Annotated in this window: 26 protein-coding genes; 7 read left to right on the forward strand and 19 right to left on the reverse strand. The window is 65.4% G+C overall.

Translation table 11 applies throughout. From position 1 onward, the window contains the following. Nucleotides 1–35 precede the first annotated feature (35 nt). Nucleotides 36–1,352 carry a lytic murein transglycosylase gene (locus MF6396_RS19975; RefSeq protein WP_043863897.1) on the forward strand — a complete coding sequence of 439 codons (1,317 nt, stop codon included), beginning with the start codon at nt 36–38 and terminating at the stop codon, nt 1,350–1,352. 136 nt (nt 1,353–1,488) lie between these two features. Here the strand turns inward: MF6396_RS19975 and lipA are convergent, their stop codons facing one another. From lipA to MF6396_RS20035, 12 genes are all read right to left on the reverse strand, one after another. Then, complete coding sequence (gene lipA / locus MF6396_RS19980) at nt 1,489–2,511, reverse strand: lipoyl synthase (protein WP_043863898.1); 1,023 nt, start codon at nt 2,509–2,511, stop codon at nt 1,489–1,491. A 2-nt stretch (nt 2,512–2,513) separates the two neighbouring features. Further along, nucleotides 2,514–3,161 carry a lipoyl(octanoyl) transferase LipB gene (gene lipB / locus MF6396_RS19985; RefSeq protein WP_078481383.1) on the reverse strand — a complete coding sequence of 216 codons (648 nt, stop codon included), beginning with the start codon at nt 3,159–3,161 and terminating at the stop codon, nt 2,514–2,516. After that, nucleotides 3,161–3,436, reverse strand: a complete 276-nt coding sequence (locus tag MF6396_RS19990; protein ID WP_043863900.1) for a DUF493 domain-containing protein — start codon at nt 3,434–3,436, stop codon at nt 3,161–3,163. The genes lipB and MF6396_RS19990 overlap by 1 nt, the downstream gene beginning before the upstream one ends. A gap of 76 nt (nt 3,437–3,512) precedes the next feature. Continuing rightward, a complete protein-coding gene (locus MF6396_RS19995; protein ID WP_043863901.1) occupies nt 3,513–4,673 on the reverse strand; it encodes a D-alanyl-D-alanine carboxypeptidase family protein in 1,161 nt (386 codons plus the stop codon). Between the two features lie 135 nt (nt 4,674–4,808). Continuing rightward, on the reverse strand, nt 4,809–5,810 hold the full coding sequence (locus tag MF6396_RS20000; protein ID WP_043863902.1) for a septal ring lytic transglycosylase RlpA family protein: 1,002 nt from the start codon (nt 5,808–5,810) through the stop codon (nt 4,809–4,811). Continuing rightward, nucleotides 5,810–6,820, reverse strand: coding sequence for a lytic murein transglycosylase B (gene mltB / locus MF6396_RS20005; RefSeq protein WP_043863903.1), 1,011 nt, complete (start codon nt 6,818–6,820; stop codon nt 5,810–5,812). Before mltB ends, MF6396_RS20000 begins: the two co-directional genes overlap by 1 nt. A gap of 17 nt (nt 6,821–6,837) precedes the next feature. Next, nucleotides 6,838–7,941, reverse strand: a complete 1,104-nt coding sequence (gene rodA / locus MF6396_RS20010; RefSeq protein ID WP_043863944.1) for a rod shape-determining protein RodA — start codon at nt 7,939–7,941, stop codon at nt 6,838–6,840. Nucleotides 7,942–7,972: 31 nt separating this feature from the next. Further along, nucleotides 7,973–9,925, reverse strand: a complete 1,953-nt coding sequence (gene mrdA / locus MF6396_RS20015; protein ID WP_054916341.1) for a penicillin-binding protein 2 — start codon at nt 9,923–9,925, stop codon at nt 7,973–7,975. A 15-nt stretch (nt 9,926–9,940) separates the two neighbouring features. Further along, nucleotides 9,941–10,408: a 23S rRNA (pseudouridine(1915)-N(3))-methyltransferase RlmH gene (gene rlmH / locus MF6396_RS20020; RefSeq protein WP_010222895.1), complete on the reverse strand. Its 468-nt coding sequence runs from the start codon at nt 10,406–10,408 to the stop codon at nt 9,941–9,943. Nucleotides 10,409–10,417: 9 nt separating this feature from the next. Continuing rightward, nucleotides 10,418–10,843: a ribosome silencing factor gene (gene rsfS / locus MF6396_RS20025; protein WP_088514344.1), complete on the reverse strand. Its 426-nt coding sequence runs from the start codon at nt 10,841–10,843 to the stop codon at nt 10,418–10,420. 44 nt (nt 10,844–10,887) lie between these two features. Beyond that, complete coding sequence (gene nadD / locus MF6396_RS20030; RefSeq protein ID WP_043863906.1) at nt 10,888–11,574, reverse strand: nicotinate-nucleotide adenylyltransferase; 687 nt, start codon at nt 11,572–11,574, stop codon at nt 10,888–10,890. Nucleotides 11,575–11,576: 2 nt separating this feature from the next. Then, nucleotides 11,577–12,848: a glutamate-5-semialdehyde dehydrogenase gene (locus MF6396_RS20035; protein WP_078481387.1), complete on the reverse strand. Its 1,272-nt coding sequence runs from the start codon at nt 12,846–12,848 to the stop codon at nt 11,577–11,579. Nucleotides 12,849–13,038: 190 nt separating this feature from the next. Between MF6396_RS20035 and MF6396_RS20040 the strand changes: the two genes are divergently transcribed. Next, the gene (locus tag MF6396_RS20040; protein ID WP_043863908.1) at nt 13,039–13,731 is read left to right on the forward strand and encodes a DNA-3-methyladenine glycosylase; all 693 of its coding nucleotides are present in this window, start codon (nt 13,039–13,041) and stop codon (nt 13,729–13,731) included. Nucleotides 13,732–13,735: 4 nt separating this feature from the next. Further along, nucleotides 13,736–15,052 carry a bifunctional DedA family/phosphatase PAP2 family protein gene (locus MF6396_RS20045; RefSeq protein WP_078481388.1) on the forward strand — a complete coding sequence of 439 codons (1,317 nt, stop codon included), beginning with the start codon at nt 13,736–13,738 and terminating at the stop codon, nt 15,050–15,052. Between the two features lie 3 nt (nt 15,053–15,055). Here MF6396_RS20045 and MF6396_RS20050 read toward each other — a convergent pair whose 3' ends face one another. From MF6396_RS20050 to MF6396_RS20060, 3 genes are read right to left on the reverse strand one after another with little or no spacing between them, the layout of a single operon-like run. Further along, nucleotides 15,056–15,646: an LON peptidase substrate-binding domain-containing protein gene (locus tag MF6396_RS20050; protein ID WP_043863910.1), complete on the reverse strand. Its 591-nt coding sequence runs from the start codon at nt 15,644–15,646 to the stop codon at nt 15,056–15,058. Nucleotides 15,647–15,655: 9 nt separating this feature from the next. Next, nucleotides 15,656–16,366 carry an LrgB family protein gene (locus MF6396_RS20055; protein WP_173925073.1) on the reverse strand — a complete coding sequence of 237 codons (711 nt, stop codon included), beginning with the start codon at nt 16,364–16,366 and terminating at the stop codon, nt 15,656–15,658. 2 nt (nt 16,367–16,368) lie between these two features. Then, nucleotides 16,369–16,731 carry a CidA/LrgA family protein gene (locus MF6396_RS20060; RefSeq protein ID WP_043863912.1) on the reverse strand — a complete coding sequence of 121 codons (363 nt, stop codon included), beginning with the start codon at nt 16,729–16,731 and terminating at the stop codon, nt 16,369–16,371. Nucleotides 16,732–16,901: 170 nt separating this feature from the next. Here MF6396_RS20060 and MF6396_RS20065 point away from each other — a divergent pair, with 170 nt between their 5' ends. The 3 genes from MF6396_RS20065 to MF6396_RS20075 all read left to right on the forward strand — a co-directional run bounded on the left by MF6396_RS20065 (nt 16,902) and on the right by MF6396_RS20075 (nt 19,834). Then, nucleotides 16,902–17,357: a MaoC family dehydratase gene (locus MF6396_RS20065; protein ID WP_043863913.1), complete on the forward strand. Its 456-nt coding sequence runs from the start codon at nt 16,902–16,904 to the stop codon at nt 17,355–17,357. An 87-nt stretch (nt 17,358–17,444) separates the two neighbouring features. After that, entirely contained in the window at nt 17,445–19,166 is a 1,722-nt protein-coding gene (locus MF6396_RS20070) for a C13 family peptidase (RefSeq protein ID WP_078481390.1), read from the forward strand. Between the two features lie 26 nt (nt 19,167–19,192). Next, the gene (locus tag MF6396_RS20075) at nt 19,193–19,834 is read left to right on the forward strand and encodes an oxidoreductase (RefSeq protein ID WP_043863915.1); all 642 of its coding nucleotides are present in this window, start codon (nt 19,193–19,195) and stop codon (nt 19,832–19,834) included. A gap of 90 nt (nt 19,835–19,924) precedes the next feature. Here the strand turns inward: MF6396_RS20075 and MF6396_RS20080 are convergent, their stop codons facing one another. The 4 genes from MF6396_RS20080 to MF6396_RS20095 all read right to left on the reverse strand — a co-directional run bounded on the left by MF6396_RS20080 (nt 19,925) and on the right by MF6396_RS20095 (nt 24,172). Next, a complete protein-coding gene (locus tag MF6396_RS20080; protein ID WP_043863916.1) occupies nt 19,925–20,215 on the reverse strand; it encodes a YceK/YidQ family lipoprotein in 291 nt (96 codons plus the stop codon). Beyond that, nucleotides 20,212–20,841: a flavin prenyltransferase UbiX gene (ubiX, locus tag MF6396_RS20085; protein WP_043863917.1), complete on the reverse strand. Its 630-nt coding sequence runs from the start codon at nt 20,839–20,841 to the stop codon at nt 20,212–20,214. The genes MF6396_RS20080 and ubiX overlap by 4 nt, the downstream gene beginning before the upstream one ends. Continuing rightward, complete coding sequence (gene mpl / locus MF6396_RS20090; protein WP_078481391.1) at nt 20,838–22,187, reverse strand: UDP-N-acetylmuramate:L-alanyl-gamma-D-glutamyl-meso-diaminopimelate ligase; 1,350 nt, start codon at nt 22,185–22,187, stop codon at nt 20,838–20,840. The genes ubiX and mpl overlap by 4 nt, the downstream gene beginning before the upstream one ends. 65 nt (nt 22,188–22,252) lie before the next feature. Then, nucleotides 22,253–24,172: a sigma-54-dependent Fis family transcriptional regulator gene (locus tag MF6396_RS20095; RefSeq protein WP_078481393.1), complete on the reverse strand. Its 1,920-nt coding sequence runs from the start codon at nt 24,170–24,172 to the stop codon at nt 22,253–22,255. Between the two features lie 265 nt (nt 24,173–24,437). Here MF6396_RS20095 and exaC point away from each other — a divergent pair, with 265 nt between their 5' ends. After that, nucleotides 24,438–25,958, forward strand: coding sequence for an acetaldehyde dehydrogenase ExaC (gene exaC, locus MF6396_RS20100; protein ID WP_078481394.1), 1,521 nt, complete (start codon nt 24,438–24,440; stop codon nt 25,956–25,958). The last annotated feature ends 19 nt before the right edge of the window (nt 25,959–25,977 follow it).

Consider the following 25,977-nt stretch of genomic DNA (forward strand, 5'->3'; position numbering starts at 1 on the left):
GGTCGTCACCTGACCTGAAATACCTGGACCCATGCATGCCCTTATGCCCCTCCCGTCGCCGGCAACTTCGCCAGCTGACCGCAGCTTCCAGCCTTATCCTGCTCGTCGCCTGTGCCGAGCAACCTACCGTCGCCGACACCCTGCCCCTGGCTCCCGCGCAACCTGCCCCGGTGGTCACCCTGCCCACCCCGAACACCGACGCCAGCCCGGAAATCCAGCCCCTGCAGACCTTTGCCCAATGGCAAGCCGGCTTTCGTCAGCAGGCCCTGCAGGCCGGCATCACCCCGGCCACCTTCGACCGCGCGTTCATCGGCATCACCCCCGACATGGACGTGATCAAGGCCGACCGCAGCCAACCCGAATTCACCCGGCCGGTGTGGGAATACCTCGAGGGCGCGCTGTCGCCCCTGCGCGTTCGCAACGGCAAGAAGCTGCTCGACCAGCATGCCGTCCTGCTCAGCCAGCTGGAACAACGCTATGGCGTGGACCGCAGCGTACTGGTGTCGGTATGGGGCATGGAGAGCAACTTCGGCCAGTTCCAGGGCAGCAAGTCGGTGATCCGCTCCCTGGCCACTCTGGCCTATGAAGGACGCCGCCCGGCATTTGCCCAGGCGCAGCTGATCGCGGCCCTGCAGATCCTGCAGAACGGCGATATCCAGCCCGAGGCCATGCTGGGTTCGTGGGCCGGCGCAATGGGCCAGACCCAGTTCATCCCGACCACCTACAACACCCACGCCGTGGACTTCGACGGCGACGGTCGCCGCGACATCTGGAAGAGCTCGGCCGATGCGCTGGCCTCCACCGCGCACTACCTGCAAAGCTCCGGCTGGAAACGTGGCGAGCCCTGGGGCTTCGAAGTCCAGGTGCCAGGCAGCTTCGACTACTGGCTGGCCGATGGCAGCCTGCGCAAGAGCGTGGCCGAGTGGCAGCAACTGGGTGTGACCCTGCCAGCCGGTGCCCGTGCCCCGGCCGGTACCGAACAGCTCTCGGCCGCCCTGCTGCTGCCGGCGGGCGCCCGTGGCCCGGCATTCCTGGTGCTGGACAACTTCCGCGCGATCCTCAAGTACAACAACTCGTCGTCCTATGCGCTGGCCGTAAGCCTGCTGGCGGAACGCTTCGACAACTCGGGCTTCATTCGCGGGTCGTGGCCCAAGGATGACCTGCCGCTGAGCCGCAGCGAGCGGATCGAGCTGCAGCAACTGCTCAGCGCCAACAATTATGACGCGGGCACCGCAGACGGGATCATCGGCGCCAACACGCGCAAGGCCATCCGCAGTGCGCAGCAGGCGCAGGGCTGGCCGGCCGATGGCTACCCGACGCACAAGTTGCTGGAAAGCCTGCGCAAGCGCTGACAGCGCGACAGCAGGACCGGCTCCCACAGCCTGTAGGAGCCGGCCTTGCCGGCGAAGAAGCCAGTGAAGCCATCAACAAAAAGGCCCCCGTACCATCGCTGGTACGGGGGCCTTTTTTCAGCCAGTCACACGCCGGTCACAGCTTGATCTTGGCCTCGTGCGCCTGTTGGTCGGCATGGTACGACGAACGCACCAGCGGGCCCGAGGCGACGTTCTTGAAGCCCATCTTGTAGCCTTCCTCGGCGAACCAGGCGAAGGTGTCCGGGTGCACGAAACGCTGCACCGGCAAGTGGCTGCGCGATGGCTGCAGGTACTGGCCCAGGGTCAGCATGTCGATGTTGTGCTCGCGCATGCGATGCATCACCTCGATCACTTCCTCGTCGGTCTCGCCCAGGCCCAGCATCAGGCCGGACTTGGTCGGTACGTGCGGCACCAGCTCCTTGAACTTCTGCAGCAGGGTCAGCGACCACTGGTAGTCCGAACCCGGACGCGCGGCCTTGTAAAGGCGCGGCACGGTTTCCAGGTTGTGGTTGAACACATCCGGCGGCTCTTGGGCCGTGATCGCCAGTGCCACGTCCATGCGTCCGCGGTAATCCGGCACCAGGGTTTCCAGCTGCACGCCCGGCGACAGCTTGCGGATCTCGCGCAGGCAGTCGGCAAAGTGCTGGGCACCGCCGTCACGCAGGTCGTCGCGGTCCACCGAGGTGATCACCACGTACTTCAGGCGCAGGTCGGCGATGGCCACGGCCAGGTTCATCGGCTCGTCGACATCCAGCGCTTTGGGCCGGCCGTGGCCGACGTCGCAGAACGGGCAGCGACGGGTGCAGATGTCACCCATGATCATGAAGGTGGCGGTGCCACCCGAGAAGCACTCGCCCAGGTTCGGGCAGGAAGCCTCTTCGCACACGCTGTGCAGCTTGTGCTTGCGCAGCAGCTGCTTGATGCGGTCGACTTCCGGCGACACCGGGATGCGCACGCGGATCCAGTCAGGTTTTTTCGGCAGTTCCTCGGTCGGGATGATCTTGACCGGGATACGTGCAACCTTTTCGGCGCCACGCAGCTTGACGCCAGCTTCGACCTTGGGCCGTGGGGCCGGGCGCGCGCTGACGTCCTGAGTGGGAATAAGGGTTTGCTGCGGTTCTTGCACAACAGTATTCATATTCAGTCGATTCCGCCCGCAAGGGTCGTCTGCTCAGCATAGTCGAGGTGCTTGACCAGCTGCCCGCGCAGCCTTGCCCTTACCTCGGTGAGTTCGATCGGGCCTGCCTGATCGCGCAGCTGGGTCATGGCCAGCCCCGCATACCCGCAGGGGTTAATCCGGCGGAATGGCGCAAGGTCCATGTCCACGTTCAAGGCAAGGCCATGGAAAGAACAGCCATTGCGAATGCGCAAGCCGAGGGAGGCGATCTTCGCCCCGTCGACGTAGACGCCAGGCGCGTCGGGCTTGGCCGCCGCCTCGACGCCATAACTGCCCAGCAGCTCGATCAGGCAGTGCTCCATGCGGCTGACCAGGTCACGCACGCCAAAGCCCAGGCGGCGTACATCGAGCAACAGGTAGGCCACCAGCTGACCCGGCCCATGGTAGGTCACCTGGCCACCGCGGTCGGTCTGCACCACCGGGATATCTCCCGGCAGCAGCAGGTGCTCGGCCTTGCCGGCCTGGCCCTGGGTGAACACCGGCGGGTGTTCAACCAGCCACACTTCATCGGCCGTGCCCGGGCCACGCTGGTCGGTGAACCGACGCATGGCCTCGAGCACGGCCGTGTAAGGCAGCAGGCCGAGGTCGCGAAAGCCGAGGCTGGCCGACATCAGAGCACCATTTTCACGATTCCGGTCGCGCGCAGGGCACTGTTGATGTTCTGCAACTGGTCTTCACTGGTGGCAATGATGTGCAGCTGCACCGTGGTGTACTTGCCTTCCTTGCTCTGGCGCTCGGCCAGGGTCTTGAGGTCGACCTCGGCGTATTTCTTGAGAATCTCGATCACCGTGTCCCTGAAATGGACCACAGTGTCGCCGATTATCTTGATCGGGTAATCGGCGCAGGGGAATTCGATCTTGTGCGACTTGACGTCTGGTTCGGTCATGGCAGTAACGGCCTCGTAAGCCGTGGCAACAACAATGCCCCCGCGTGAGTGTGCGGGGGCATGGCAGGTCACGATATCAGTTGAACAGCCCGTAGAAGAATAGCCGAATGCTATCCCACGCACGACGCAGGAAACCACCTTCCTCCACGTCGTCCAGCGCGATCAGGTCGGCGCTGTGTACCACATTGTCATCCAGTTTGACTTCCACTTTACCGATCACGTCACCTTTGGCGATGGGCGCGGTCAGCTGCGGGTTCATGGTCATGCTTGCAGCCAGCTTCTTCAATTGGCCTTTAGGCAAAGTCATGCTCAGGTCTTCGGCAAGACCTGCCTTGACCTGGGCTGTCTTGCCCTTCCACACCGGCGCCTGGGCCAGTTCGGTGCCCTTCTGGTAGAAGGTCTGGGTCTCGAAGAAGCGGAAACCGTAGGTCAGCAGCTTCTGGGTTTCGGCAGCGCGCGATTGCTCGCTGTTGGTACCGAACACCACGGCGATCAGGCGCATGCCGTCACGTACTGCCGAGGACACCATGCAGTAGCCCGCCTCGTCGGTGTGGCCGGTCTTCAGGCCGTCGACGGTCTTGTCGCGCCACAGCAGCAGGTTGCGGTTGGGCTGCTTGATGTTGTTCCAGAAGAATTCCTTCTGCGAGTAGATCGCGTAGTGCGCCGGATCCTCGTGGATGATCGCCCGTGCCAGCACCGCCATGTCGTGCGCCGAGGAGTAGTGCTCGGGGTTCGGCAGGCCGGTGGGGTTCATGAAGTGGCTGTTGCTCATGCCCAGGTCGGTGGCAGTCTTGTTCATCATGTCGGCGAAGGCGTCTTCACTGCCGGCAATGTGCTCGGCCAGGGCGACACTGGCGTCGTTGCCCGACTGGATGATGATGCCGTGCAGCAGGTCGCTGACGCTGACCTGGGTGCCGACCTTGATGAACATGCGCGAACCGCCGGTACGCCAGGCGTTTTCGCTGACGGTGACCGGATCGTTCTCGCCGATCTGCCCGCGACGGATGTCCAGGGTGGCGATGTAGGCGGTCATCAGCTTGGTCAGGCTCGCCGGAGGCAGGCGCTGGTCGCCATTGTTCTCGACCAGGATGTTGCCGCTGGAGGCTTCCATGAGCACGTAGGACTTGGCTGCCAGTTGCGGCGGCGACGGCATCATCTGCTCTGCCGCGAAAGCGGCAGGAGCGATCATCAGCGGTACAAGCAGGCAAAGGCGTTTGGCAAAGCTGGTTATGTTCATCCGTCTCTCGAAATGGCTATTGGGCTCATGCCCTCGCGGGCAAAACGTATTCCAGGCGCTGGGCCTGGCGAGCAAAACGGCCATTGTACATGGCTGCTCTGCCCGACTGCATGACAAACCGATCAGTCCCCCCGATCAGTCTGCCGTGACGACTTTGGGTTGCCCCAGGTTGGCCAGGCGCACGCTGTCCTGCATCTGCTGGGCCTCGCCCTGGCTGTTGATCGGCCCCAGGCGCACGCGGTGCAGGGTCTGCTGGTTGCGCACGATGGAACTGATGAACACCGGCGCGCTGACCATGCCGCTGAGCTTGGAGCGCAGCAGTTCGGCCGCATCCGGGTTGGCGAACGCGCCGACCTGCAAGTAAAGACCATTGCTGGCCGGCCCGCTGCCGTTGTTGGCAACCTGCACCGGCACCACGGCCGCCGCGTGCTGCTGCGGCGGCGGGGTCCATTGCTCGACGGTGCCGGTACTGGCCGGCAGCGGCTGGGTCTGGGCCACCTGGGGCTGGTTGAGCACCATCGGCGCCTGCTGACCGCGCTGGGCCCACCATTGCTGCGGGTCGATGCCCTCGACGCGCACCCGGGCGGTACCGGTTTCGGCGTAGCCGAGCTTCTTGGCCGCGGCGTAGGACAGGTCGATGATGCGGTCCGAATAGAATGGGCCACGGTCGTTGACCCGCAGGATCACGCTGCGCTGGTTGTCCAGGTTGGTCACCTTGACGTAGGCCGGCAGTGGCAGGGTCTTGTGCGCCGCACTCATGCCGTACAGGTCGTACACCTCGCCATTGGCGGTGTTCTGCCCGTGGAACTTGGTGCCGTACCACGACGCCGTGCCCTCGGCGCGGTAGTTGCGCGAGTCCTGGATCGGGAAGTAGGTCTTGCCCAGCACCGTGTAGGGGTTGGCCTTGTAGTTGCCGGTGTGCACCGTTGGGGTGGCGTCGGGGATCTTCGAGACATCCACGTCCCACCACGGCGCGCCGTCCTTGTGGGCCCGGTTGATGTCCAGGCCCGGCTTGGCGCGAACCACGTTGCTGCCACCTTGCGGCGTCGGGCGGCTGGAGGAGCAGCTGACCAGCAACAGGCCCAGGGCCGCGCAACCGATCAGTTTGAGAGATGTGTCAGTAAACAGTACGCGCATTACCTGGCGCCCCTTGCCTGGACCAGCTGATCCGAGAGTTGATGTACCGCCATGGCGTACATCACGCTGCGGTTGTAGCGAGTGATCGCGTAGAAATTCTTCAGGCCCAGCCAGTATTCCGGGCCGTTGTCGCCTTCGAGCCGGAAGGCGGTGACCGGCAGATCATCGCGCAGCGCATCATGACTCGACCAGCCCAGTGCCCGCAACTGCGCGACGGTCTTGACCGCCTCGATACCCGGGCTCAGGCCCTCGTCGACACGTTCGCCACGCACCTGGGCGCGGCTGACCACGCCCTCGCCGGCCACCCAGCCATGGCGCTTGAAGTAGCTGGCCACGCTGCCGATGGCATCGTCCGGGTTGGTCCAGATATTGATGTGGCCGTCGCCGTCGAAGTCCACGGCATAGGCGCGAAAGCTGCTGGGCATGAACTGCGGCAGGCCCATGGCGCCGGCGTACGAGCCCTTGAGGGTCAGCGGGTCGACCTGCTCTTCGCGGGCCAGCAGCAGGAACTCGCGCAGCTCCTTGCGGAAGAACTCGGCCCGCGGCGGGTAATCGAAGCCCAGGGTCGACAGCGCGTCGATCACCCGGTAATTGCCGGTGTTGCGGCCAAAGAAGGTCTCCACGCCGATGATCGCCACGATCACCTGGGCAGGCACGCCGTATTCCTTTTCGGCGCGCGCCAGGGTGGCCTCGTGCTGGCGCCAGAAGTCCACACCGCGGGCGATGCGCGCGTCGGTGATGAACATCGGCCGGTATTCCTTCCACGGCTTGACCCGCTCGGCCGGGCGCGAGATCGCATCCAGGATCGACTGCTTGCGCTGCGCCTCGCGAAACACCGCCATCAGTTGCTCGCCGGCAAAGCCGTAGTCGCGGGTCATCTCGCCGACGAACTCGGCCACCTGGGGCGAGCCGTCATAATCGGCGGCACTCGCCTGCTGACCTGGGGCCAGCAGCCCCAACAGCCCGACCCAGGGGGCACAGCGAGCCACCCAGCCACGCATTGCTTGCATTGAATTGTTCACCTTATTCAAACCTGCGCGATCCATTTGCGGTGCGTATGGATCGACATCAAAACCCCAAACGCTGACAGCAGCGTCACGAGCGAAGTTCCGCCATAGCTGATGAAGGGCAGCGGCACACCCACCACGGGCAACAGGCCGCTCACCATACCGATATTGACGAACACGTATACGAAGAAGGTCATGGTCAGGCTGCCGGCCAGCAGCTTGCCGTACAGCGTCTGCGCCTGGGCCGTGATCACCAGGCCGCGACCGATCAGCAGCAGGTAGATCAGCAGCAGCGCGCAGATGCCCACCAGGCCGAATTCCTCGCCGAGCACGGCGATGATGAAGTCGGTGTGGCTCTCGGGCAGAAAGTCCAGGTGCGACTGGGTGCCGAGCAGCCAGCCCTTGCCGAATACCCCACCCGAGCCGATCGCCGCCTTGGACTGGATGATGTTCCAGCCGGTGCCCAACGGGTCGCTTTCCGGGTCGAGGAAGGTCAGCACGCGCTGCTTCTGGTAGTCGTGCATGACGAAGAACCACATCGCCACCGCCACCGGCACTGCCGCCGCCAGCACGCTGAGGATCCAGCGCCAGCGCAGCCCGCCCATGAACAGCACGAACGCGCCCGAGGCCAGGATCAGCAACGCGGTGCCCAGGTCGGGCTGGCGCACGATGAGAATGAACGGCACACCGATCAGGATCAGGCTGATCATCACGTGCTTGAGGTGCGGCGGCAGGGTGCGCTTGGCCAGGTACCAGGCGATGGTCGCCGGCATGATGATCTTCATGAACTCCGACGGCTGGAAGCGGATCACCCCGGGGATGTTGATCCAGCGCGTGGCGCCCATGGCGTTGTGGCCCATCACGTCCACCACCACCAGCAGGATCACCCCGCCGACGTACGCCAGTGGCACCCAGCGCGCCATGAAGCGTGGCTCCAGCTGGGCGATGACGAACATCGACACCAGCCCCAGGCCGAACGAGGACGCCTGCTTGAGCAGCATGTCCCAGTTCTTGCCGCTGGCCGAATACAGCACGAACAGGCTGCCGGCGGCCAGGGTCAGCAGCAGCACCAGCAGCGGGCCGTCGACGTGGATGCGCTGCAGGAAGCTGGCGCGGCGGCGCATCACGTCCTCGCTGGAGAGCATGCGATCGAAATTACTCTTCACGGGCCGTTTCCTGCGCGGTTGTAGGGTTGGCTGGCGGGGCGGCCGGGGTGGTCACCGACACATTGGTCGGGGCGCCCGCGGGGTTGGCGTATTCAGGCTTGAGGCGACCGTTCTGGTCGAGCAGCCAGGCGTCCATCACCTGGCGCACCACGGGGGCGGCCACGCCGGAGCCGGACTCGCCGTTCTCGACCATCACCGACACCACGATCTTCGGGTTTTCGGCCGGGGCGAAGGACACGAACAGGGCGTGGTCGCGGTGACGCTCCTGCACCTTGTTGCGGTCATACTTCTCGCCCTGCTTGATCGCGACCACCTGTGCGGTACCACTCTTGCCGGCGATGCGGTACTGCGCGCCGATGGCGGCCTTGCGCGCGGTACCACGGGCACCGTGCATCACCATCTCCATGCCGTGGGTGACCCTGTTCCAGTCGGCCTTGTCACGCAGCACGATGTCTTCCATCGGGTTCTCGTCCACCGGGCGCACGCCCTCGACGGTCTTGGCCAGGTGCGGGCGGTTCCACTTGCCCTTGCTGGCGATCAGCGCGGTGGCCTGGGCCAGTTGCAGCGGCGTGGCCTGCATGTAGCCCTGGCCGATGCCGAGGATCAGTGTCTCGCCGGGGAACCAGGCCTGGCGCCGGGTCGCGCGCTTCCAGTCACGCGACGGCATCAGCCCGGAGGATTCCTCGAACATGTCCAGCGCGACCTTCTGGCCGATGCCGAAGCGGTTCATGTAGGCCGAAAGCCGGTCGATGCCGACCTTGTGCGCCAGGTCGTAGAAATAGGTGTCGTTGGAACGCATGATCGCCGTGTCGAGGTCGACCCAGCCATCGCCGGTGCGGTTCCAGTTGCGGTACTTGTGGTCATAGTTGGGCAGTTGGTAGTAGCCCGGGTCGAACACCCGCGAGGTGGCCGTGACCGCGCCGGTGTCCAGGCCGACGATGGCCACTGCCGGCTTGATCGTCGACCCCGGCGGATACAGGCCGCGCAGTACGCGGTTGAACAGCGGGCGGTCGATCGAGTCGCGCAGCTCGGCATAGGCCTTGAAGCTGATGCCGGTGACGAAGGGGTTGGGGTCGAAGCTCGGCTGACTGACCATCGCCAGCACTTCACCTGTGTTCGGGTCGAGCGCCACGATCGCGCCACGACGACCGCCCAGCGCCGCTTCGGCGGCTTCCTGCAGCTTGATGTCCAGGCTCAGGACGATGTCCTTGCCGGGGATCGGATCGGTACGCTTGAGCACCCGCAGCACCCGGCCACGGGCGTTGGTCTCGACCTCTTCGTAGCCGACCTGGCCATGCAGCTCGGCTTCGTAGAAGCGCTCGATACCGGTCTTGCCGATATGGTGGGTGCCACTGTAGTTGACCGGGTCGAGGGACTTGAGCTCTTTTTCGTTGATGCGCCCCACATAGCCGACCGAATGCGCAAAGTGCGCACCCTGCGGGTAATGGCGTACCAGCTGCGCCGCCACCTCCACACCCGGCAGACGGAACTGGTTCACCGCTATCCGGGCGATCTGCTCTTCGGTCAGCTCGAACAGGATCGGTACCGGCTCGAAGGGCCGACGCCCCTGGCGCATGCGTTTTTCGAACAGTGCCCGGTCGTCCTCGGTCAGCTCCAGCACCTCGACAATGGAGTCGAGTACCTGCTGCCAGTCACCGGAACGCTCGCGGGTCATGGTCAGGCTGAAGCTTGGCCGGTTGTCGGCGACGATCACCCCGTTGCGGTCGAAGATCAGCCCGCGTGTCGGCGGGATCGGCTGCACATGCACCCGGTTGTTCTCCGACAGCGTGGAGTGGTAGTCGTACTGAATGACCTGCAGGTAGTACAGCCGGGCGATCAGCACGCAAATCAGCAGCACGATCGCGACTGCGCCGACCACGACGCGGCTACGCACCAGGCGGGCGTCTTTCTCGTGGTCCTTGAGGCGAATCGGCTGCGACATTGAAAAGGCTTACGACTATTTGTGGTAAGGGTGCCCGGACAACACGGTCCAGGCGCGGTACAGCTGTTCGCCGATCAGTATCCTTACCAACGGGTGCGGCAAGGTCAGCGGCGACAGCGACCAGCGCTGCTCGGCCCGCGCACAGACTTCCGGCGCCAGCCCTTCGGGGCCGCCGACCATGAAGTTGACGGTACGCGAGTCGAGGCGCCAGCGGTCCAGTTCGACCGCCAGCTGTTCGGTGCTCCACGGCTTGCCGTGCACCTCGAGGGTGACGATACGCTCGCCCGGCTGGACCTTGGCCAGCATGGCCTCGCCCTCCTGACGGATCAGGCGGGCAACGTCGGCATTCTTGCCGCGCGTGTTGAGCGGTATCTCCACCAGCTCCAGGGACAGCTCCGAAGGCAGGCGCTTGGCATATTCATGCCAGCCGTCCTCGACCCATTTGGGCATGCGCGAGCCGACCGCGATCAGACGCAGACGCACGGGGCTACCTTATTCCTGGTCTTTGTTGAGCTTGGCGAAGTGCTCGTGGGTGTGCTCCGGGCTATGGTGCTTGCCATCGGCGGCACGGCTCTGCTCGGCACCTTTCCACAGGCGCTCCAGGTCGTAGAACTGACGGGCCGAGGCGGTCATCATGTGCACGATGACGTCGTCCAGGTCCAGCAGCACCCAGTCGCTGTCGCCCTTGCCTTCTTCGCCCAGCGGACGAACGCCCTTCTCCTTGACCATCTGGCGGACCTTGTCCAGCATCGCGCTGATCTGACGGTTGGAGGTACCGGTGGCGATGATCATGTAGTCGGTGATGCTCTGCTTGTCGCGAACGTCGATGACCAGGACGTCCTGGGCCTTGACGTCTTCAAGGGCAGCTACCGCGACCTTGACCAGCTCTTCGCCTTTAATCATTTCTTGCTTGCTCATATAAAACTCATTCAACTCGTAGGTATGAGGCGCCGTTGGCGCACTCAGTTCGGCACACGGTACAGGCCGTGCGCATCGATATAGGCCAGTACTGCGTCCGGCACCAGAAACCGCACCGACTTGCCGCTGGCCAGCAGCTGTCGGATCTGCGTGGCCGACACCGACAAGGGTGTCTGCCAGACGAATGCTATGTGCCCGGCCGGCCCCTGCAGGGCTTGCGGGTCACTCACCGAACGTGCGGCCAGCAGGTTGCGCAGGGCATCCGGCGACTCGACGTCGGCATCCGGGCGCTGAAGCACCAGGATATGACAGTGTTGCAACAACTCTTCCCAGCGATGCCAGCTCGGCAGGCCGCAGAATGCGTCCCAGCCCAGCAGCAGGAACAACTGGTCGTCAGCGGCCATTTCGGCGCGCATCAGCTCCAGCGTATCGATGGTGTAGGACGGCTTGTCCCGGGCCAGCTCACGCGCATCGACGCTCAGCAGGGGCACGCCCTCGACCGCGCGCTCGACCATGGCCAGGCGATCCTGCGCCGACACCTGCGGCATGTCGCGGTGCGGCGGGCGCGCATTGGGCATCAGGCGCAGTTCGTCCAGCGTCAGCACTTCGGCCACCTCCAGCGCACTGCGCAGGTGACCGATGTGCACCGGATCGAACGTGCCGCCGAGCACGCCGATGCGCCGGGCGGGCGACGGCGTGGCAGCAACGGCGAGCGGGCTGTGCTCGGCCAAGGTCAGAACGACTCCTGACCGCGCAGCTGGCCGTCACCGATCACCACGTACTTCTCGCAGGTCAGCCCTTCCAGGCCGACCGGGCCGCGTGCGTGCAGCTTGTCGGTGGAAATGCCGATCTCGGCCCCCAGGCCGTACTCGAAGCCGTCGGCAAAGCACGTCGGGGTGTTGATCATCACGGACGAGGAGTCGACCTCGGCGGTAAAGCGCCGGGCCTGACCCTGGTGTTCGGTGACGATCGAATCGGTATGGTGCGAACCATAGTGGTTGATGTGCTCGATGGCCGCATCCAGGCCATCGACCACGCGAATCGACAGAATCGCCGCCAGGTACTCGGTGCTCCAGTCGTCTTCGCTGGCCGGCAGTGCCTCGATGATCTGCCGGGTGCGCTCGCAGCCTCGCAGCTCCACGCCCTTGTCGCGAAACTGGCTGGCCATCGCCGGCAGGAACGCCGCGGCGACCGACTGGTCGACCAGCAGGGTTTCCATGGCGCCGCAGATGCCGTAGCGATAGGTCTTGGCGTTGAAGGCGATGCGTTGGGCCTTGTCCAGCTCGGCGTGCTCGGCCACGTACACGTGGCAGATGCCGTCCAGGTGCTTGATCACCGGCACCCGTGCGTCGCGGCTGACCCGTTCGATCAGGCCCTTGCCGCCACGGGGCACGATCACGTCGACGTACTCGGGCATGCTGATCAGCGCGCCCACCGCCTCGCGGTCGGTGACCTCGACCACCTGCACCACCGCCGCGGGCAGGTCGGCCTCGGCCAGGCCGCGCTGGATGCAGGCGGCAATGGCACGGTTGGAATGAATGGCTTCGGAGCCACCACGCAGGATGGTGGCGTTGCCCGACTTCAGGCACAGGCTGGCAGCGTCGATGGTCACGTTGGGGCGCGACTCGTAGATGATGCCGATGACGCCCAGCGGTACGCGCATCTTGCCGACCTGGATGCCGGAGGGGCGATAGCTCATGTCGCGGATGGCACCGACCGGGTCCGGCAGGCTGGCCACCTGGCGCAGGCCGACGATCATGCCGTCGATGCGGGCCGGGGTCAGCGCCAGGCGCTCGAGCATGGCCGGCTCCAGACCATTGGCGCGGCCGGCAGCCAGGTCCAGTTCGTTGGCGGCGCCCAGCTCGGCGCGGGCGGCGTCCAGGGCATTGGCGGCAGCGTGCAGGGCGCGGTTCTTCTGCGCGGTGCTGGCGTGGGCAATCACGCGCGCGGCCTCACGGGCGGCGCGACCCAGGCGGGTCATGTAGTCAAGAACGGACTCAGTCATGGGCTCAGTGTCTTGGCGGAGGGGAAAATCGGCTGATTATAACTGTCATGCAGGTATACGCCCAGCGGTGTCAGGCGGATGGTCGAAAACAGTGTATGAAGATGTACCGTAGCGCGTCCCTTCGCCGGCAAGGCCGGCTCCAGCAAAGCCCCGCCGCCGACCCGGACCATAAATTGCTATTATCGCGCCCATGACCGAATTCGCCCCCTGCCCGCCCCGGGCCCTCCCCGACAGCTTCTTCGACCGCGACGCCCAGACCCTGGCCAAGGCCCTGCTCGGCAAGGTAATCCGCCATCGTCAGGGCGAGCTGTGGCTGTCGGCGCGCATCATCGAGACCGAAGCCTATTACGTCACCGACAAGGGCAGCCACGCCTCGCTGGGCTACACCGAAAAACGCAAGGCCCTGTTCCTCGACGGCGGCCACATCTACATGTACTACGCCCGTGGCGGCGATTCGCTCAACTTCAGCGCCCACGGCCCCGGCAACGCGGTGCTGATCAAGTCGGCCTACCCCTGGGTGGATGCCGTCAGCGACCACAACAGCCTGGCGCAGATGCAGCTGAACAACCCCGACGCCAGCGGCCAGCCGCGCGCCGACCAGCGCCTGTGTGCCGGCCAGACCCTGCTGTGCAAGGCCCTGGGGCTGAAAGTCCCGCACTGGGACGCCCAGCGCTTCGACCCCGAGCGGCTGTTCGTCGAAGACTGCGGCATAACCGTGAAACACATTATTCAGACCACACGCCTGGGCATTCCCCAAGGGCGCGACGAACATCTGCCCTACCGTTTCGTCGACGCCGACTTCGCCGCGCACTGCACCCGGAACCCACTGCGCCGTGGGCAAGTCGAAGGCCGCGACTATTTCTTACTGACACAAGGAAACTGACACCATGGGCCCATGGCTCGACAGCCTGACCGGCTGGCTGACCGCGAACCCGCAATGGCTCGGCCTGGCAATCTTCATCGTGGCCTGCGTCGAATGCCTGGCCATCGCCGGGCTCATCGTGCCCGGCACCATCCTGCTGTTCGCCGTGGCGGTTCTCGCCGGCAGCGGCGCACTGGGCCTGAGCGAAACCCTGCTGCTGGGCTTTCTGGGCGGGCTGCTGGGCGATGCGATTTCCTACACCCTGGGCCGGCGCTTCCACCAGAACATCCGGCGCCTGCCGCTGCTGCGCCACCACCCCGAATGGATCGGCAGCGCCGAGAGCTACTTCCAGCGCTATGGCATCGCCAGCCTGCTGGTGGGGCGCTTCATCGGCCCGCTGCGGCCGATGCTGCCGATGGTGGCGGGCATGTTCGACATGCCCTTGCCACGCTTCATCGCCGTCAGCCTGTTGGCAGGTGCCGGCTGGGCGGTGGCCTACCTGCTGCCCGGCTGGGCCACCGGCGCGGCCATGCGCCTGCCGCTGCCCGAAGGGTTCTGGACCGAAGCAGGCATCATCGCCGCCGGCCTCGCACTATTGATCGGCCTGAGCATCAGCACCAGCCTGCGCAGCAAGCGCTACGGCACACGGCTGATCGCCGGCCTGAGCCTGGTAATGCTGGCTGCGGTGTTCATCGGCTGGCCGTACCTGAACGATTTCGACCAGGGCCTGATGACCCTGGTTCAGGAACACCGCCGCGCCACGCTGGACGGCACCATCGTACTGATCACCCGCCTGGGCGACTTCCGTACGCAGTTCGTGGTGGGCGGTGTGCTCACCGGCCTGCTGCTGCTGAGCCGGCAGTGGCGCCCGGCGATCTTCGCCGCCTGCACGCTGATAGGCACGGCGCTGGCCAACGGCACACTCAAGTGGCTGTTCGCCCGCGCGCGCCCCGAAGTGCTCAGCGACCCGCTGACCTCCTACAGCATGCCCAGTGGCCACAGTTCGGCGTCATTCGCGTTCTTTCTGACGCTGGCGGTGCTGGCCGGTCGTGGCCAGCCGCCACGCATGCGCCTGACCTGGATTCTGCTGGGGTGCCTGCCGGCGATGTCGATTGCCCTGTCCAGGGTCTACCTGGGTGCACACTGGCCCACCGACATCCTCGCCGGCTCGCTGCTGGCCTGCTGCGTGTGCGCCGCCAGCCTGAGCCTGGTGCAGCACCGCGAACCGCTCGGCGCCATGCCGCTCAAGGTGTGGTGGCTGATCCTGCCGGCCTGCGCCGGCACCCTGGCGTTCTTCGCCCTGCATGCCTTGCCCCATGCCCTGCTGCGCTACCAGTACTGAGACCTAGGCGAACAACTCGCCCTGCAGCCGCTCGAGCAGCGCCTGGATCGCGTCCAGGCGCTGGCGGGGCGAATCGATGGCCAGCAGGTCGAGCTTGTCTTCATCCTCGAAGGGCAGCAGGTAGGCCAGCTGGTTGGCCAGTGCCTGCTGGCCGATGACTTCGACCGGCATGTCCAGTGCCGCCACCATCGGGTGCTCGCCCAGCGCGCCGAGCAAGGCCAGCAGGTCGTGATCGTCCTCCTCCAGGGGGGCGTCGGGCTGTTCGCTGCGCCAGTTCACGTCGGCCAGCAGCAGTTGGTCCTTCTGCACCTCGTAGGGGCCGACATCGAAGCGCCGCACACCCTCGACGCGAATGCCCAGCAGGCCGTTGTCCTGCTGCTGGAAGTCGCGTATCAACGCCTCGCAGCCGATTGTCGCGAACCCCGACGGGGCATTGCCCACCTGCTCGCCTTCGAGGATGCACACCACGCCGAACCCGCCGCCCTGCTTCATGCAGCGGCCGATCATGTCCAGGTAACGCGCCTCGAAGATCTGCAGGTCGAGCTTGCAGCCGGGGAACAGCACGGTATTGAGTGGAAACAGGGGCAATGTCATCGAATATCCTCAGGCAACCAGGCTGACCGCCAACGGCAGGAACACCGCCGTGACCACTCCCATCAGGCTCATGCCCAGGGCCGCGAAGGCCCCGGTTTCCTCGCTTTCTTCCAACGCCACCGCCGTGCCCACCGCGTGCGCACTGATGCCCAGTGCCATGCCGCGGGCTTCCGGGCTGCTCACCCCGCAGGCCGACAGCAGGGCCGGGCCGAAGATCGCCCCGATCACCCCGGTGATCAGCACGAACACTGCCGCCAGCGCCGCCACCCCGCCGATCTGCTCGGCCACCAGCATCGCAATCGGCGAAGTCACCGACTTGGGCGCCATGGTCATCAGGATCATGTGTTCGGCACCGAACCACCAGCCCAGCAACAGGCAGGCACAGGTCGCGACCAGGCCGCCGATTACCAGCGTAGTCAAGGTCGGCCACAACAGCTGGCGAATACGCCGCAGGTTCAGGTAGAGCGGGACCGCCAGGGCCACGGTGGCCGGGCCCAGCAGGATGTTCATGATTTCGGTGCTCTTGCGGTACTCGGCATAGGACACGCCGCACGTCACCAGTACACCGATCACCACCAGCATCGATACCAGTACCGGCTGCAGGAAGATCCAGCGGGTCTTGTCGTAGGCCGCCAGCACCAGCTGATAGGCCCCCAGGGTGATACCGATGCCGAACAGCGGGTGGTGGATGACCGCATCGAGGGCGCCGTGCCAGTCCAGGCTCATGGCTTTTCCTCACGACGGGCCTGACGGGCAATCATCTTCTGCATGAGCACGCCACAGAACGCCAGGGCGATCAGCACCGACAGCACCAGCGAACCGACGATGGCCCAGAAGTCGGCAGCAATGTCGGCGGCGTACACCATCACCCCCACCGCCGGCGGCACCAGCAGCAACGGCAGGTAGCGCAGCAGGCTGCTGGCCGCCTCGCTCAACGGCGCACTGACCTCGCCGCGCAGCATCAGGTACGCCAGCAACAGCACCAGCCCGATGATCGGCCCCGGCAGCATCGACAGAAACAGGTGATTGATCGCCGTCCCCAGCAACTGGAACAGCACGAGCCACGTCAAACCACGCAACAACATTGCACTTCTCCCTCAGGCCTGGCGGCCATTATAAGCACGCTAACGACTGGTCTATACCCCGATATTCGCTGAAACAACGGTGACTTGACCGCATCCGGTCGGCGTGCTGATCTTAAGCAGTCGAACCTGTAGCAGTCACAACAAAATCAAAGACAACCAGGAGAGTCGCAATGCCCTATGTACCCGTTGCAGAGCTGGCGCAGTACGTTGGAAAGGAACTGGGACGTTCCGAGTGGCTGACCATCGACCAGGAGCGCATCAACCTGTTCGCCGAGGCTACCGGCGACTTCCAGTTCATTCATGTGGACCCGGTGAAGGCGGCAAAAACGCCATTTGGCAGCACCATTGCCCACGGTTTTCTCACTCTTTCGCTGATTCCCAAGCTGATGGAAGACATCCTCGTGCTGCCCGAGGGGCTGAAGATGGTCGTCAACTATGGCCTGGACAGCGTGCGCTTCATCCAGCCGGTGAAGGTCGGTTCGCGGGTTCGGCTCAAGGTCGACCTGAGCGAGGCCATCGAGAAGAAACCGGGCCAGTGGCTGCTCAAGGCCACCACCACCCTGGAAATCGAAGGCCAGGACAAACCCGCCTATATCGCCGAGCCGCTGTCGCTCTGCTTCGTCTGACCCGCCCAAGGTGAAACAGCTGCCAGCGGCTGTTTCACCCGCGACAAACTGCGGCATACTCGGGGCCTGACTTGCCCGGACCCCGCCATGCGCCCATTCGTACCCCTTGCCCTGACCCTGCTGCTCGCCGCCTGTGGCGACGGTGAACCGCTGTCACCGCCCGATGCCCGCCTGCCCGATGGCGGCCGCTACCGTGGCGACGTGGTCAATGGCCTGCTGCAGGGCCCGGGGCGCATCGACTACCCCAACGGCAGCTGGTATGCCGGCAACTTCCAGCAGGGCCAGTGGCAGGGCCGCGGCGAATGGCACGGCAGCAATGGCGAGGTGTACCGCGGCGAGTTCCAGCAGGGTCTGTTTCACGGCCAGGGCGAGCTGACCACCCCGGGCAGCCACTACAGCGGCGGCTTCAAGCTTGGCCGGCGTGACGGCGAAGGCACCCTCAGGGAAGGCCAGGTGCAGTATCGCGGGCAGTTCAAGGACGACCAATACAACGGCGCCGGCGAACTGACCCTGGCCGACGGCAGCCAGTACCAGGGCCTGTTCGCCAAGGGCAAACCCCACGGCGAAGGCATCCGCAGCGATGCCAGTGGCAACCAGTTCAGCGGGCGCTTCGTCGACGGCCAGTTGCAGGGCAGCGGCACCTTCAACAGCGCCGAAGGCGACCAGTACATCGGTGAATTCAAGGACAACCACCTGCAAGGTCGTGGCCGTTACGAAAACGCCGATGGCGACGTGTGGATCGGCCAGTTCCGCGACGGCTCGCTGACCGGCAAGGGCGAGCTGTTCGGCAGCGACGGCAGCCACTACAAGGGCGAGTTTCGCGACTGGCGCTTCGCCGGCCAGGGCCGCCTGCAATTGCCCGACGGCAGCCTGTACGTCGGCGGTTTCGAAAACGACACCTACCAGGGTAAAGGCCGGCTGACGCAGGTCGACGGCAGTGTCGAAAGCGGCCACTGGGTAAACGGCCTGCGCGTGCGCGACGAACACGGGCGCCTGTTGCCCGACCCCCTGGAGCTGGCCCTGCTCAAGCAGGGCACCCTGCTCGACAAGGCGCTGGCCCAGGTACCGGCCTCCACCCCGGCCATCGAACTGTACAGCCTGGCCCTGGCCGGCGATGGCAACCAGAGCGTGTTCATGCGCGAGGCCGACTACGTCAGCGACATGCTCAAGACCCGTTTCGGTGCCACTGGCCAGGTCGCCCTGGTCAACCACCGCGACCACATGGCCGACCGCCCCCTGGCCACCCGCGAGAACCTGGCGCGGGCCGCACGCACCCTGGCCGAGCGCAGCGGCCCCGAAGACCTGGTGTTCATCTACCTGACCAGCCACGGCAGCCACGAACATGAACTGGTGCTGGATCTGCCGCGCCTGCAACTGGCCGACCTGCCCGCCGATGAACTCTCGGCCGCGCTTGCCCCACTAAAGGAACGTGACAAGATAATCGTGATCTCTGCGTGCTACTCGGGGGGTTACATCGATTCACTCAAGGACGACAAGACCTTGATCATGACCGCATCGCGTGCCGACCGGGTGTCGTTCGGCTGCTCCGAAGAGGCCGACTTCACCTATTTCGGCGAAGCACTGTTCGCCCGGGCACTGAACCAGACCGACGACCTGCAGCAGGCCTTCGAACTGGCCAAGACCACGGTGCAGCAGCGCGAGCAGGCCGATGGCTTCGAGGCTTCCGAACCTCAGCTGTGGGCGCCGCAACGGGTGCTGCAGCACTGGCAGAAACTGCGCCAGCAACAGGCACGAAAAGCACTGCAAAGTGCCGATGCGGTACAAGCAGAAAATACAAGCAGCCACTAAGCTGACTGTATCAAGGGAGAGACATCATGTACCTGACGCCTCAGCACATCCTGATTGCCGGAGCCACCGGGCTGACTGGTGAGCATTTGCTGGATCGGCTGCTCAACGAGCCGACCGTGAGCCGTGTGCTGGCCCCCACGCGCCGGCCGCTGGCCGAACACCCGCACCTGGAGAACCCGGTCGGCGACCCGGCGGTGTTCCTGCCGCAGTTGAGCGGCCGCGTGGACATCGCCTTCTGCTGCCTGGGCACCACCATCAAGCAGGCAGGTTCGGAAACGGCGTTTCGCGCCGTCGACCTGGACATGGTGGTGGCTTTCAGCAAGCGGGCGCGGGAAATGGGTGCACGGCACCTGCTGGTGGTCAGCGCGATTGGCGCCGACCCCAAGTCGTCGGTGTTCTACAACCGGGTCAAGGGCGAGATGGAACAGGCACTCATGGCGCAGGACTGGCCGCAATTGACCATCGCGCGGCCGTCGGTGCTGCTGGGCGAGCGTATCGAGCCTCGGCTCGGTGAACAGTTTGCCGGGCCGTTGTCGCGGCTGCTGCCGGGCAAGTACCGCGGCATCGAAGCCTGCCAGCTGGCGCGGGCGCTGTGGCGCCTGGCGCTGGAAGAGCAGGACGGGGTCCGGACCGTGGAGTCCGATGAACTGCGTAGATTGGGTAAGTAATTCAAAGGCCTCATCGCGGGTCGAGCCCGCTCCCACAAGGACAGCTCAGCCCCTTGTGAGAGCGGGCTCGACCCGCGATGAGGCCGCTGGCTACAACCCGCCGGTAGCCTGAAACCCCACCCCCAGCACCGTCAGCACCGACAACGGCAGCAACACCGTATCGAGCAGTGCACTGCCCGGCAGGTCCAGCCCCGGGTACGCCGGTGCCGGCGCGCCAAAACGGTCTTCAGGGCAGCAACCGCCCTGCAGCGCATACAGATCCAGCCGCGTACCCGAATACACCACCGGTGCCCCCGGCTTGGCCGCATCCAGCGTGCGCACCGTGGCGCAGCCGCTGCTCAGTGCCAGCACCGCCAGGCCTGCCACCAGCAGCGCCTTCACTCCTCGCCGCCAACATGGTGCTCGCCCCAGCGCGGCAGCATGTCCTGCGGAACATCCAGCAGGTTGAGAATCCGCGCCACCACAAAGTCCACCAGGTCGTCGATGGTCTGCGGTTGGTGATAGAAGCCCGGCGAGGCCGGCAATATCACCGCGCCCATCTGCGACAGCTTGAGCATGTTCTCCAGGTGGATGGTCGAGAAAGGCGCCTCGCGCGGCACCAGAATCAACTGCCGGCGCTCCTTCAGGGTCACGTCTGCGGCCCGCTCGATCAGGTTGTTGCAGGCCCCGGTGGCGATTGCCGACAGCGTGCCGGTGGAACAGGGCACCACCACCATCGCTGCCGGCGCCCCGGAGCCCGAGGCCACCGGCGACATCCAGTCCTCGCGCCCGTATACCCGGATCTGCCCGGCCGCAGCGCCGGTGTACTCGGTCAGAAACGCCTGGATCGACTGCGGCTTGGCCGGCAACACCACGTCGGTCTCGGTCGACATCACCAGTTGCGCAGCCTTGGAGATCAGAAAGTGCACCTCGCGGTCTTCACGCACCAGGCAATCGAGCAGGCGCAACCCGTACTGCGCCCCGGAGGCACCGGTCATGGCCAGCGTGATGCGCTCCGGGCCGCTCATCGCAGTGCCTCGGCCAGCTTGACGTGCAGCCCGCCAAAGCCGCCATTGCTCATGATCACCACCTGGGTGCCCGGCGCGGCCTGGCTTTTGACCCGCTCGATGATCGCCTCGAGACTGTCGGCGACAATCGACGGCACCGTGCACTCGGCGGCGGTGGCGGCCAGGTCCCAGCCCAGATTGGGCGGTGCATACCAGATCACCTGGTCGGCATCGCACACGCTCTGGGGCAGGCCATCACGGTGGGCGCCCAGCTTCATGGAGTTGGAGCGCGGCTCGATCACCGCGATCAACGGGGCGTCGCCGATGCGCTTGCGCAGCCCGTCGAGGGTGGTGGCAATGGCGGTCGGATGGTGGGCAAAGTCATCATAGATGGTCACACCCTGGACTTCAGCGACCTTTTCCATGCGCCGCTTGACGCTCTTGAACGCGCTCAAGGCGGCAATCCCGATGGCCGGCACCACGCCCACATGGCGGGCAGCGGCCAGGGTGGCCAGGGCGTTGGCCACGTTGTGCTGGCCGGTCAGCTCCCACTCCACCACGCCCTGGGCTTGGCCTTCAAAACTGACTTCGAAGCGCGAACCGTCGGCGCTGAGCAGTTTCACCTGCCACTGACCACCGGCGCCGGTGGTCTGCACCGGGGTCCAGCAGCCCATCTCGATCACCTTCTGCAGGGCCGGCTCGGTGGTGGGGTGAATGACCAGGCCTTCGCTCGGAATGGTGCGTACAAGATGGTGGAACTGGCGCTCGATGGCAGCCAGATCAGGGAAGATGTCTGCGTGATCGAACTCGAGGTTGTTCAAAATGGCGGTGCGCGGACGGTAGTGCACGAACTTGGAACGCTTGTCGAAGAACGCGCTGTCGTACTCGTCGGCCTCGACCACGAAGAACGGCGTGGCGCCCAGGCGCGCCGACACCGAGAAGTTCTGCGGCACACCGCCGATCAGAAAGCCCGGGCTCATCCCGGCATGCTCCAGCACCCAGGCCAGCATGCTGCTGGTGGTGGTCTTGCCGTGGGTGCCGGCCACGGCCAGTACCCAGCGGCCCTGCAGCACGTGGTCAGCCAGCCACTGCGGGCCCGACACGTAGGGCAGGCCCTTGTTCAGCACGTACTCCACCGCCGGGTTGCCCCGCGACAGTGCGTTGCCGATCACCACCAGATCGGGGGCCGGCTCCAGCTGGGCGGCGTCATAGCCTTGATGCAGCTCGATGCCCTGGGCCTGGAGCTGGGTGCTCATGGGGGGATAGACGTTGGCGTCGGAGCCGGTGACGCGGTGGCCAAGCTCCTTGGCCAGCACCGCCAGCGAGCCCATGAAAGTACCGCAGATACCGAGAATATGAATGTGCATGGTCGACCTCACGAAACGTGGAGGCAGGGTAGCTTAGGGTGGGAAAAATCGCATCCTGAGTTTGCCTAGGCGCCCCGTGCAATCCCGTGCTTGCGCAGCTTGCGGTACAGCGTATTGCGGCTGACCCCCAGTTGCGCCGCCACCTGGGTCATGTGCCAGCGCTTGTGCTCCAGCGCCTGCAGCAGCGCGGCCCGCTCGGCGTCGTCCAGCGGGTGTTCGGCCTGCGGCCTGGCAACCCTGGGCCCGAGCGCTGCCGGGGGCTGGCGCACTACCGGCGGCAGGTCGTCGAATGCGATGCGGCCATCCTCGCACAGGGCCACCAGGGTACGCAGCACATTGCGCAACTGGCGCACGTTGCCGGGCCAGGCAAATTCCAGCAGCGCCCGGCGTGCCGACGGCTCGAGCCGCACAGGTTGGCCCGCGGCTTCCTCGGCCAGGACAAAGTCGAGCAACTGCGCCTTGTCGCTGCGCTCACGCAATGCCGGCAGGGCGACCTCCAGGCCATTGAGGCGGTAATACAGGTCTTCGCGAAAGCTGCCGGCCTCGACCCGGCCCAGCAGGTCACGGTGGGTGGCACTGATGATGCGCACATCCACCGCCTGCGGCTCGCCGCCGATCGGTACCACCTGGCGCTCCTCGAGCACCCGCAGCAAGCGCGTCTGCAGGGCCAGCGGCATGTCGCCGATCTCGTCCAGCAGCAAGGTGCCGCCGTCGGCCTGTTGCAGCTTGCCGCGCATGCCCTCCTTGCGCGCCCCGGTAAAGCTGCCGCCGCGATAGCCGAACAGCTCGCTCTCGATCAGGCTCTCCGGGATCGACGCACAGTTGAGCGCGACGAACGGCTTGCCCGCGCGCTGGCTGGCCTGGTGCACGGCCTTGGCGAAGGCCTCCTTGCCGCACCCGGTTTCGCCGTTGAGCAGCAGCGGCACGTCGCGCTCGAACACCCGCAGCGCACGCCGAAAATCCTGTTGCAGTGCCGGGTCGACCAGGCAGATGCGTTGTGCCGGCATTGGCGTGCTGGTGGCCGACGGCGCAAGCGGTGGCGCCACCGCACGGGCCTGGCCGCGCAGGCTGGCGAACAGCACACGGCCATCGCGGGTACGCAGCGGCCAGCTGGTGCTGGCGGCCGCCGTGGCACGCCCGAGCAGTTCATCCAGCGCGCAGTCGAAAAACGCCTCCACTGGCTGGCCGAGCAGCCCGCCGCGTGCCGTTGCCAGCAGGTTCAGCGCACTCTGGTTGACCGCACAGATACGCCCCTCGCCATCGAACGCCAGCAGCCCCTCGCTGAACAGCCCGACCGATTCGGCCTGCAGGTGAAAGCGCAACAGCCAGTGGTTTTCGAAATGGCGCAGGAAGTAGCAGCTCTCGATCATCTTGGCCGAGAGGTTGACCAGCGCCATGGTGTGGAACTGGCTCTGGCGCGACATGTCGGGGCGCGCCGACGATACGTCGAGCACTGCCAGCAGCTCGCCCTGCGGATCGAACACCGGGCTGGCTGAGCACGTCAGCCCGGTATGGCGCCCGCGAAAGTGTTCATCCTGGTGAATGGTCAGGGCCTGGCGCTCGACCAGGCAGGTGCCGATACCGTTGGTGCCTTCGCAGGCCTCGCTCCAGTCGGCGCCCAGCCAGAGCCCGGCGCGCTCGAAGATGCGCCGCTCGGTGGGTGCGGTGACGCAGTTGAGGATCACACCGCGCGCATCGGTCAGCAGAACCGCGTGCCCGGCGCCGCAGAGTTGCTGGTGCAGGCTGTTCATCTCGTTGCCGGCGATCTGCAGCACCTGCTGCAGGCGCTCACGGCTCTCCAGCAGCCGCCCGTGCTCGAGCACGGTGGGCGCAACGCTCTGGGCCGGGTCGAGGTGGTAGTCCTCCAGGCAGCGCAGCCAGGAACGGGCGATCGACGGGTCGCTGCCCGGCCCCTGCAACAGCGCCTTGCCCTGGGTGACGGTGAGCACTTGCCGGGCGTGCCGGCTCAGATGATTGCTCTGCACTTTTTATTGTTCTCCGCACACGAGATGAACCCAGCATCCTCCTGCCGCCAGTGCATTGCAATGGTGGCGGGACCGTCGGGTCACGTTGTGTGCCACAACGGGTACAGAGTGTCACCCAGGCTGTGCCGGGGCTGGCACACAGCGCCTGCGGGGCGCCCTCCGCGCGGCGCCAAGCCCTTGATTTCACTAGGCCACCGGGCAGTGGCCCGTGCCTTGCACTACGCTTTACATCCTCCCTACAAGCACAATAGCCAGGAGACACACCATGCGTTACGCACATCCCGGTACCGACGGCGCGATCGTTTCCTTCAAGAGCCGCTACGGCAACTACATCAACGGCGAGTTCGTGCCACCGGTCAAAGGCGAGTACTTCACCAACACCTCGCCGGTCAACGGCCAGCCGATTGCCGAGTTCCCACGCTCCAGTGCCGAAGACATCGACAAGGCGCTGGACGCCGCCCATGCGGCCGCCGATGCCTGGGGCACCACCTCGGTGCAGGCGCGCTCGCTGATCCTGCTGAAAATCGCCGACCGCATCGAGCAGAACCTCGAACTGCTGGCCATCACCGAAACCTGGGACAACGGCAAGGCGGTACGCGAAACCCTCAACGCCGACATCCCGCTGGCCGCCGATCACTTTCGCTACTTCGCCGGCTGCCTGCGCGCCCAGGAAGGCAGCGCCGCTGAAATCGACGGCAACACCGTGGCCTATCACATCCACGAACCGCTGGGCGTGGTCGGGCAGATCATCCCGTGGAACTTCCCGATCCTGATGGCCGCCTGGAAGCTAGCCCCGGCCCTGGCCGCCGGCAACTGCGTGGTGCTCAAGCCGGCCGAACAGACCCCGCTGGGCATCAGCGTGCTGCTCGAAGTGATCGGCGACCTGCTGCCACCGGGCGTGCTCAACGTGGTGCAGGGCTATGGCCGTGAAGCCGGCGAAGCGCTGGCCACCAGCAAGCGCATCGCGAAGATCGCCTTCACCGGCTCCACCCCGGTGGGTTCGCACATCATGAAATGGGCCGCCGAGAACATCATCCCCAGCACAGTGGAGCTGGGCGGCAAGTCGCCGAACATCTTCTTCGAAGACATCATGCAGGCCGAGCAGAGCTTCATCGAGAAGGCCGCCGAAGGCCTGGTGCTGGCGTTCTTCAACCAGGGCGAGGTGTGTACCTGCCCGTCGCGCGCACTGGTGCAGGAATCGATATACCCGGCGTTCATGCAGGAGGTGATGAAGAAGATCAAGCAGATCAAGCGTGGCGACCCGCTGGACACCGACACCATGGTCGGCGCCCAGGCCTCCGAGCAGCAGTTCGACAAGATTCTTTCGTACCTGGAAATCGCCGAGAAGGAAGGCGCCGAACTGCTCACGGGCGGCAAGGTGGAAAAACTCGAGGGCAACCTGTCGACCGGTTACTACATCCAGCCGACCCTGCTCAAGGGCACCAACAAGATGCGCGTGTTCCAGGAAGAGATCTTCGGCCCGGTGGTCAGCATCACCACCTTCAAGGACGAAGCCGAGGCCCTGGCCATTGCCAACGACACCGAATTCGGCCTGGGCGCCGGTGTATGGACCCGCGACATCAACCGCGCCTATCGCATGGGCCGCGGCATCAAGGCTGGCCGCGTATGGACCAACTGCTACCACCTGTACCCGGCGCACGCCGCGTTCGGCGGGTACAAGAAGTCCGGCGTGGGTCGTGAAACCCACAAGATGATGCTCGACCACTACCAGCAGACCAAGAACCTGCTGGTGAGCTACGACATCAATCCACTGGGCTTCTTCTAGGAAGCCCGGCTGCAAGCGG

The organism is Pseudomonas sp. MF6396 (assembly GCF_002018915.1).
In the GTDB taxonomy this organism is placed as follows: domain Bacteria; phylum Pseudomonadota; class Gammaproteobacteria; order Pseudomonadales; family Pseudomonadaceae; genus Aquipseudomonas; species Aquipseudomonas palmensis.

Excerpts from the sequence above, each read along its gene's own strand:
- MF6396_RS19975 (WP_043863897.1), top strand. The coding sequence starts at position 36 with ATGCCCTTATGCCCCTCCCGTCGCCGGCAACTTCGCCAGCTGACCGCA.
- lipA (WP_043863898.1), bottom strand. The coding sequence starts at position 2,511 with ATGAATACTGTTGTGCAAGAACCGCAGCAAACCCTTATTCCCACTCAG.
- lipB (WP_078481383.1), bottom strand. The coding sequence starts at position 3,161 with ATGTCGGCCAGCCTCGGCTTTCGCGACCTCGGCCTGCTGCCTTACACG.
- MF6396_RS19990 (WP_043863900.1), bottom strand. The coding sequence starts at position 3,436 with ATGACCGAACCAGACGTCAAGTCGCACAAGATCGAATTCCCCTGCGCC.
- MF6396_RS19995 (WP_043863901.1), bottom strand. The coding sequence starts at position 4,673 with ATGAACATAACCAGCTTTGCCAAACGCCTTTGCCTGCTTGTACCGCTG.
- MF6396_RS20000 (WP_043863902.1), bottom strand. The coding sequence starts at position 5,810 with ATGCGCGTACTGTTTACTGACACATCTCTCAAACTGATCGGTTGCGCG.
- mltB (WP_043863903.1), bottom strand. The coding sequence starts at position 6,820 with ATGCAAGCAATGCGTGGCTGGGTGGCTCGCTGTGCCCCCTGGGTCGGG.
- rodA (WP_043863944.1), bottom strand. The coding sequence starts at position 7,941 with ATGCGCCGCCGCGCCAGCTTCCTGCAGCGCATCCACGTCGACGGCCCG.
- mrdA (WP_054916341.1), bottom strand. The coding sequence starts at position 9,925 with ATGTCGCAGCCGATTCGCCTCAAGGACCACGAGAAAGACGCCCGCCTG.
- rsfS (WP_088514344.1), bottom strand. The coding sequence starts at position 10,843 with ATGAGCAAGCAAGAAATGATTAAAGGCGAAGAGCTGGTCAAGGTCGCG.
- MF6396_RS20035 (WP_078481387.1), bottom strand. The coding sequence starts at position 12,848 with ATGACTGAGTCCGTTCTTGACTACATGACCCGCCTGGGTCGCGCCGCC.
- MF6396_RS20040 (WP_043863908.1), top strand. The coding sequence starts at position 13,039 with ATGACCGAATTCGCCCCCTGCCCGCCCCGGGCCCTCCCCGACAGCTTC.
- MF6396_RS20045 (WP_078481388.1), top strand. The coding sequence starts at position 13,736 with ATGGGCCCATGGCTCGACAGCCTGACCGGCTGGCTGACCGCGAACCCG.
- MF6396_RS20050 (WP_043863910.1), bottom strand. The coding sequence starts at position 15,646 with ATGACATTGCCCCTGTTTCCACTCAATACCGTGCTGTTCCCCGGCTGC.
- MF6396_RS20060 (WP_043863912.1), bottom strand. The coding sequence starts at position 16,731 with ATGTTGTTGCGTGGTTTGACGTGGCTCGTGCTGTTCCAGTTGCTGGGG.
- MF6396_RS20065 (WP_043863913.1), top strand. The coding sequence starts at position 16,902 with ATGCCCTATGTACCCGTTGCAGAGCTGGCGCAGTACGTTGGAAAGGAA.
- MF6396_RS20070 (WP_078481390.1), top strand. The coding sequence starts at position 17,445 with ATGCGCCCATTCGTACCCCTTGCCCTGACCCTGCTGCTCGCCGCCTGT.
- MF6396_RS20075 (WP_043863915.1), top strand. The coding sequence starts at position 19,193 with ATGTACCTGACGCCTCAGCACATCCTGATTGCCGGAGCCACCGGGCTG.
- ubiX (WP_043863917.1), bottom strand. The coding sequence starts at position 20,841 with ATGAGCGGCCCGGAGCGCATCACGCTGGCCATGACCGGTGCCTCCGGG.
- mpl (WP_078481391.1), bottom strand. The coding sequence starts at position 22,187 with ATGCACATTCATATTCTCGGTATCTGCGGTACTTTCATGGGCTCGCTG.
- exaC (WP_078481394.1), top strand. The coding sequence starts at position 24,438 with ATGCGTTACGCACATCCCGGTACCGACGGCGCGATCGTTTCCTTCAAG.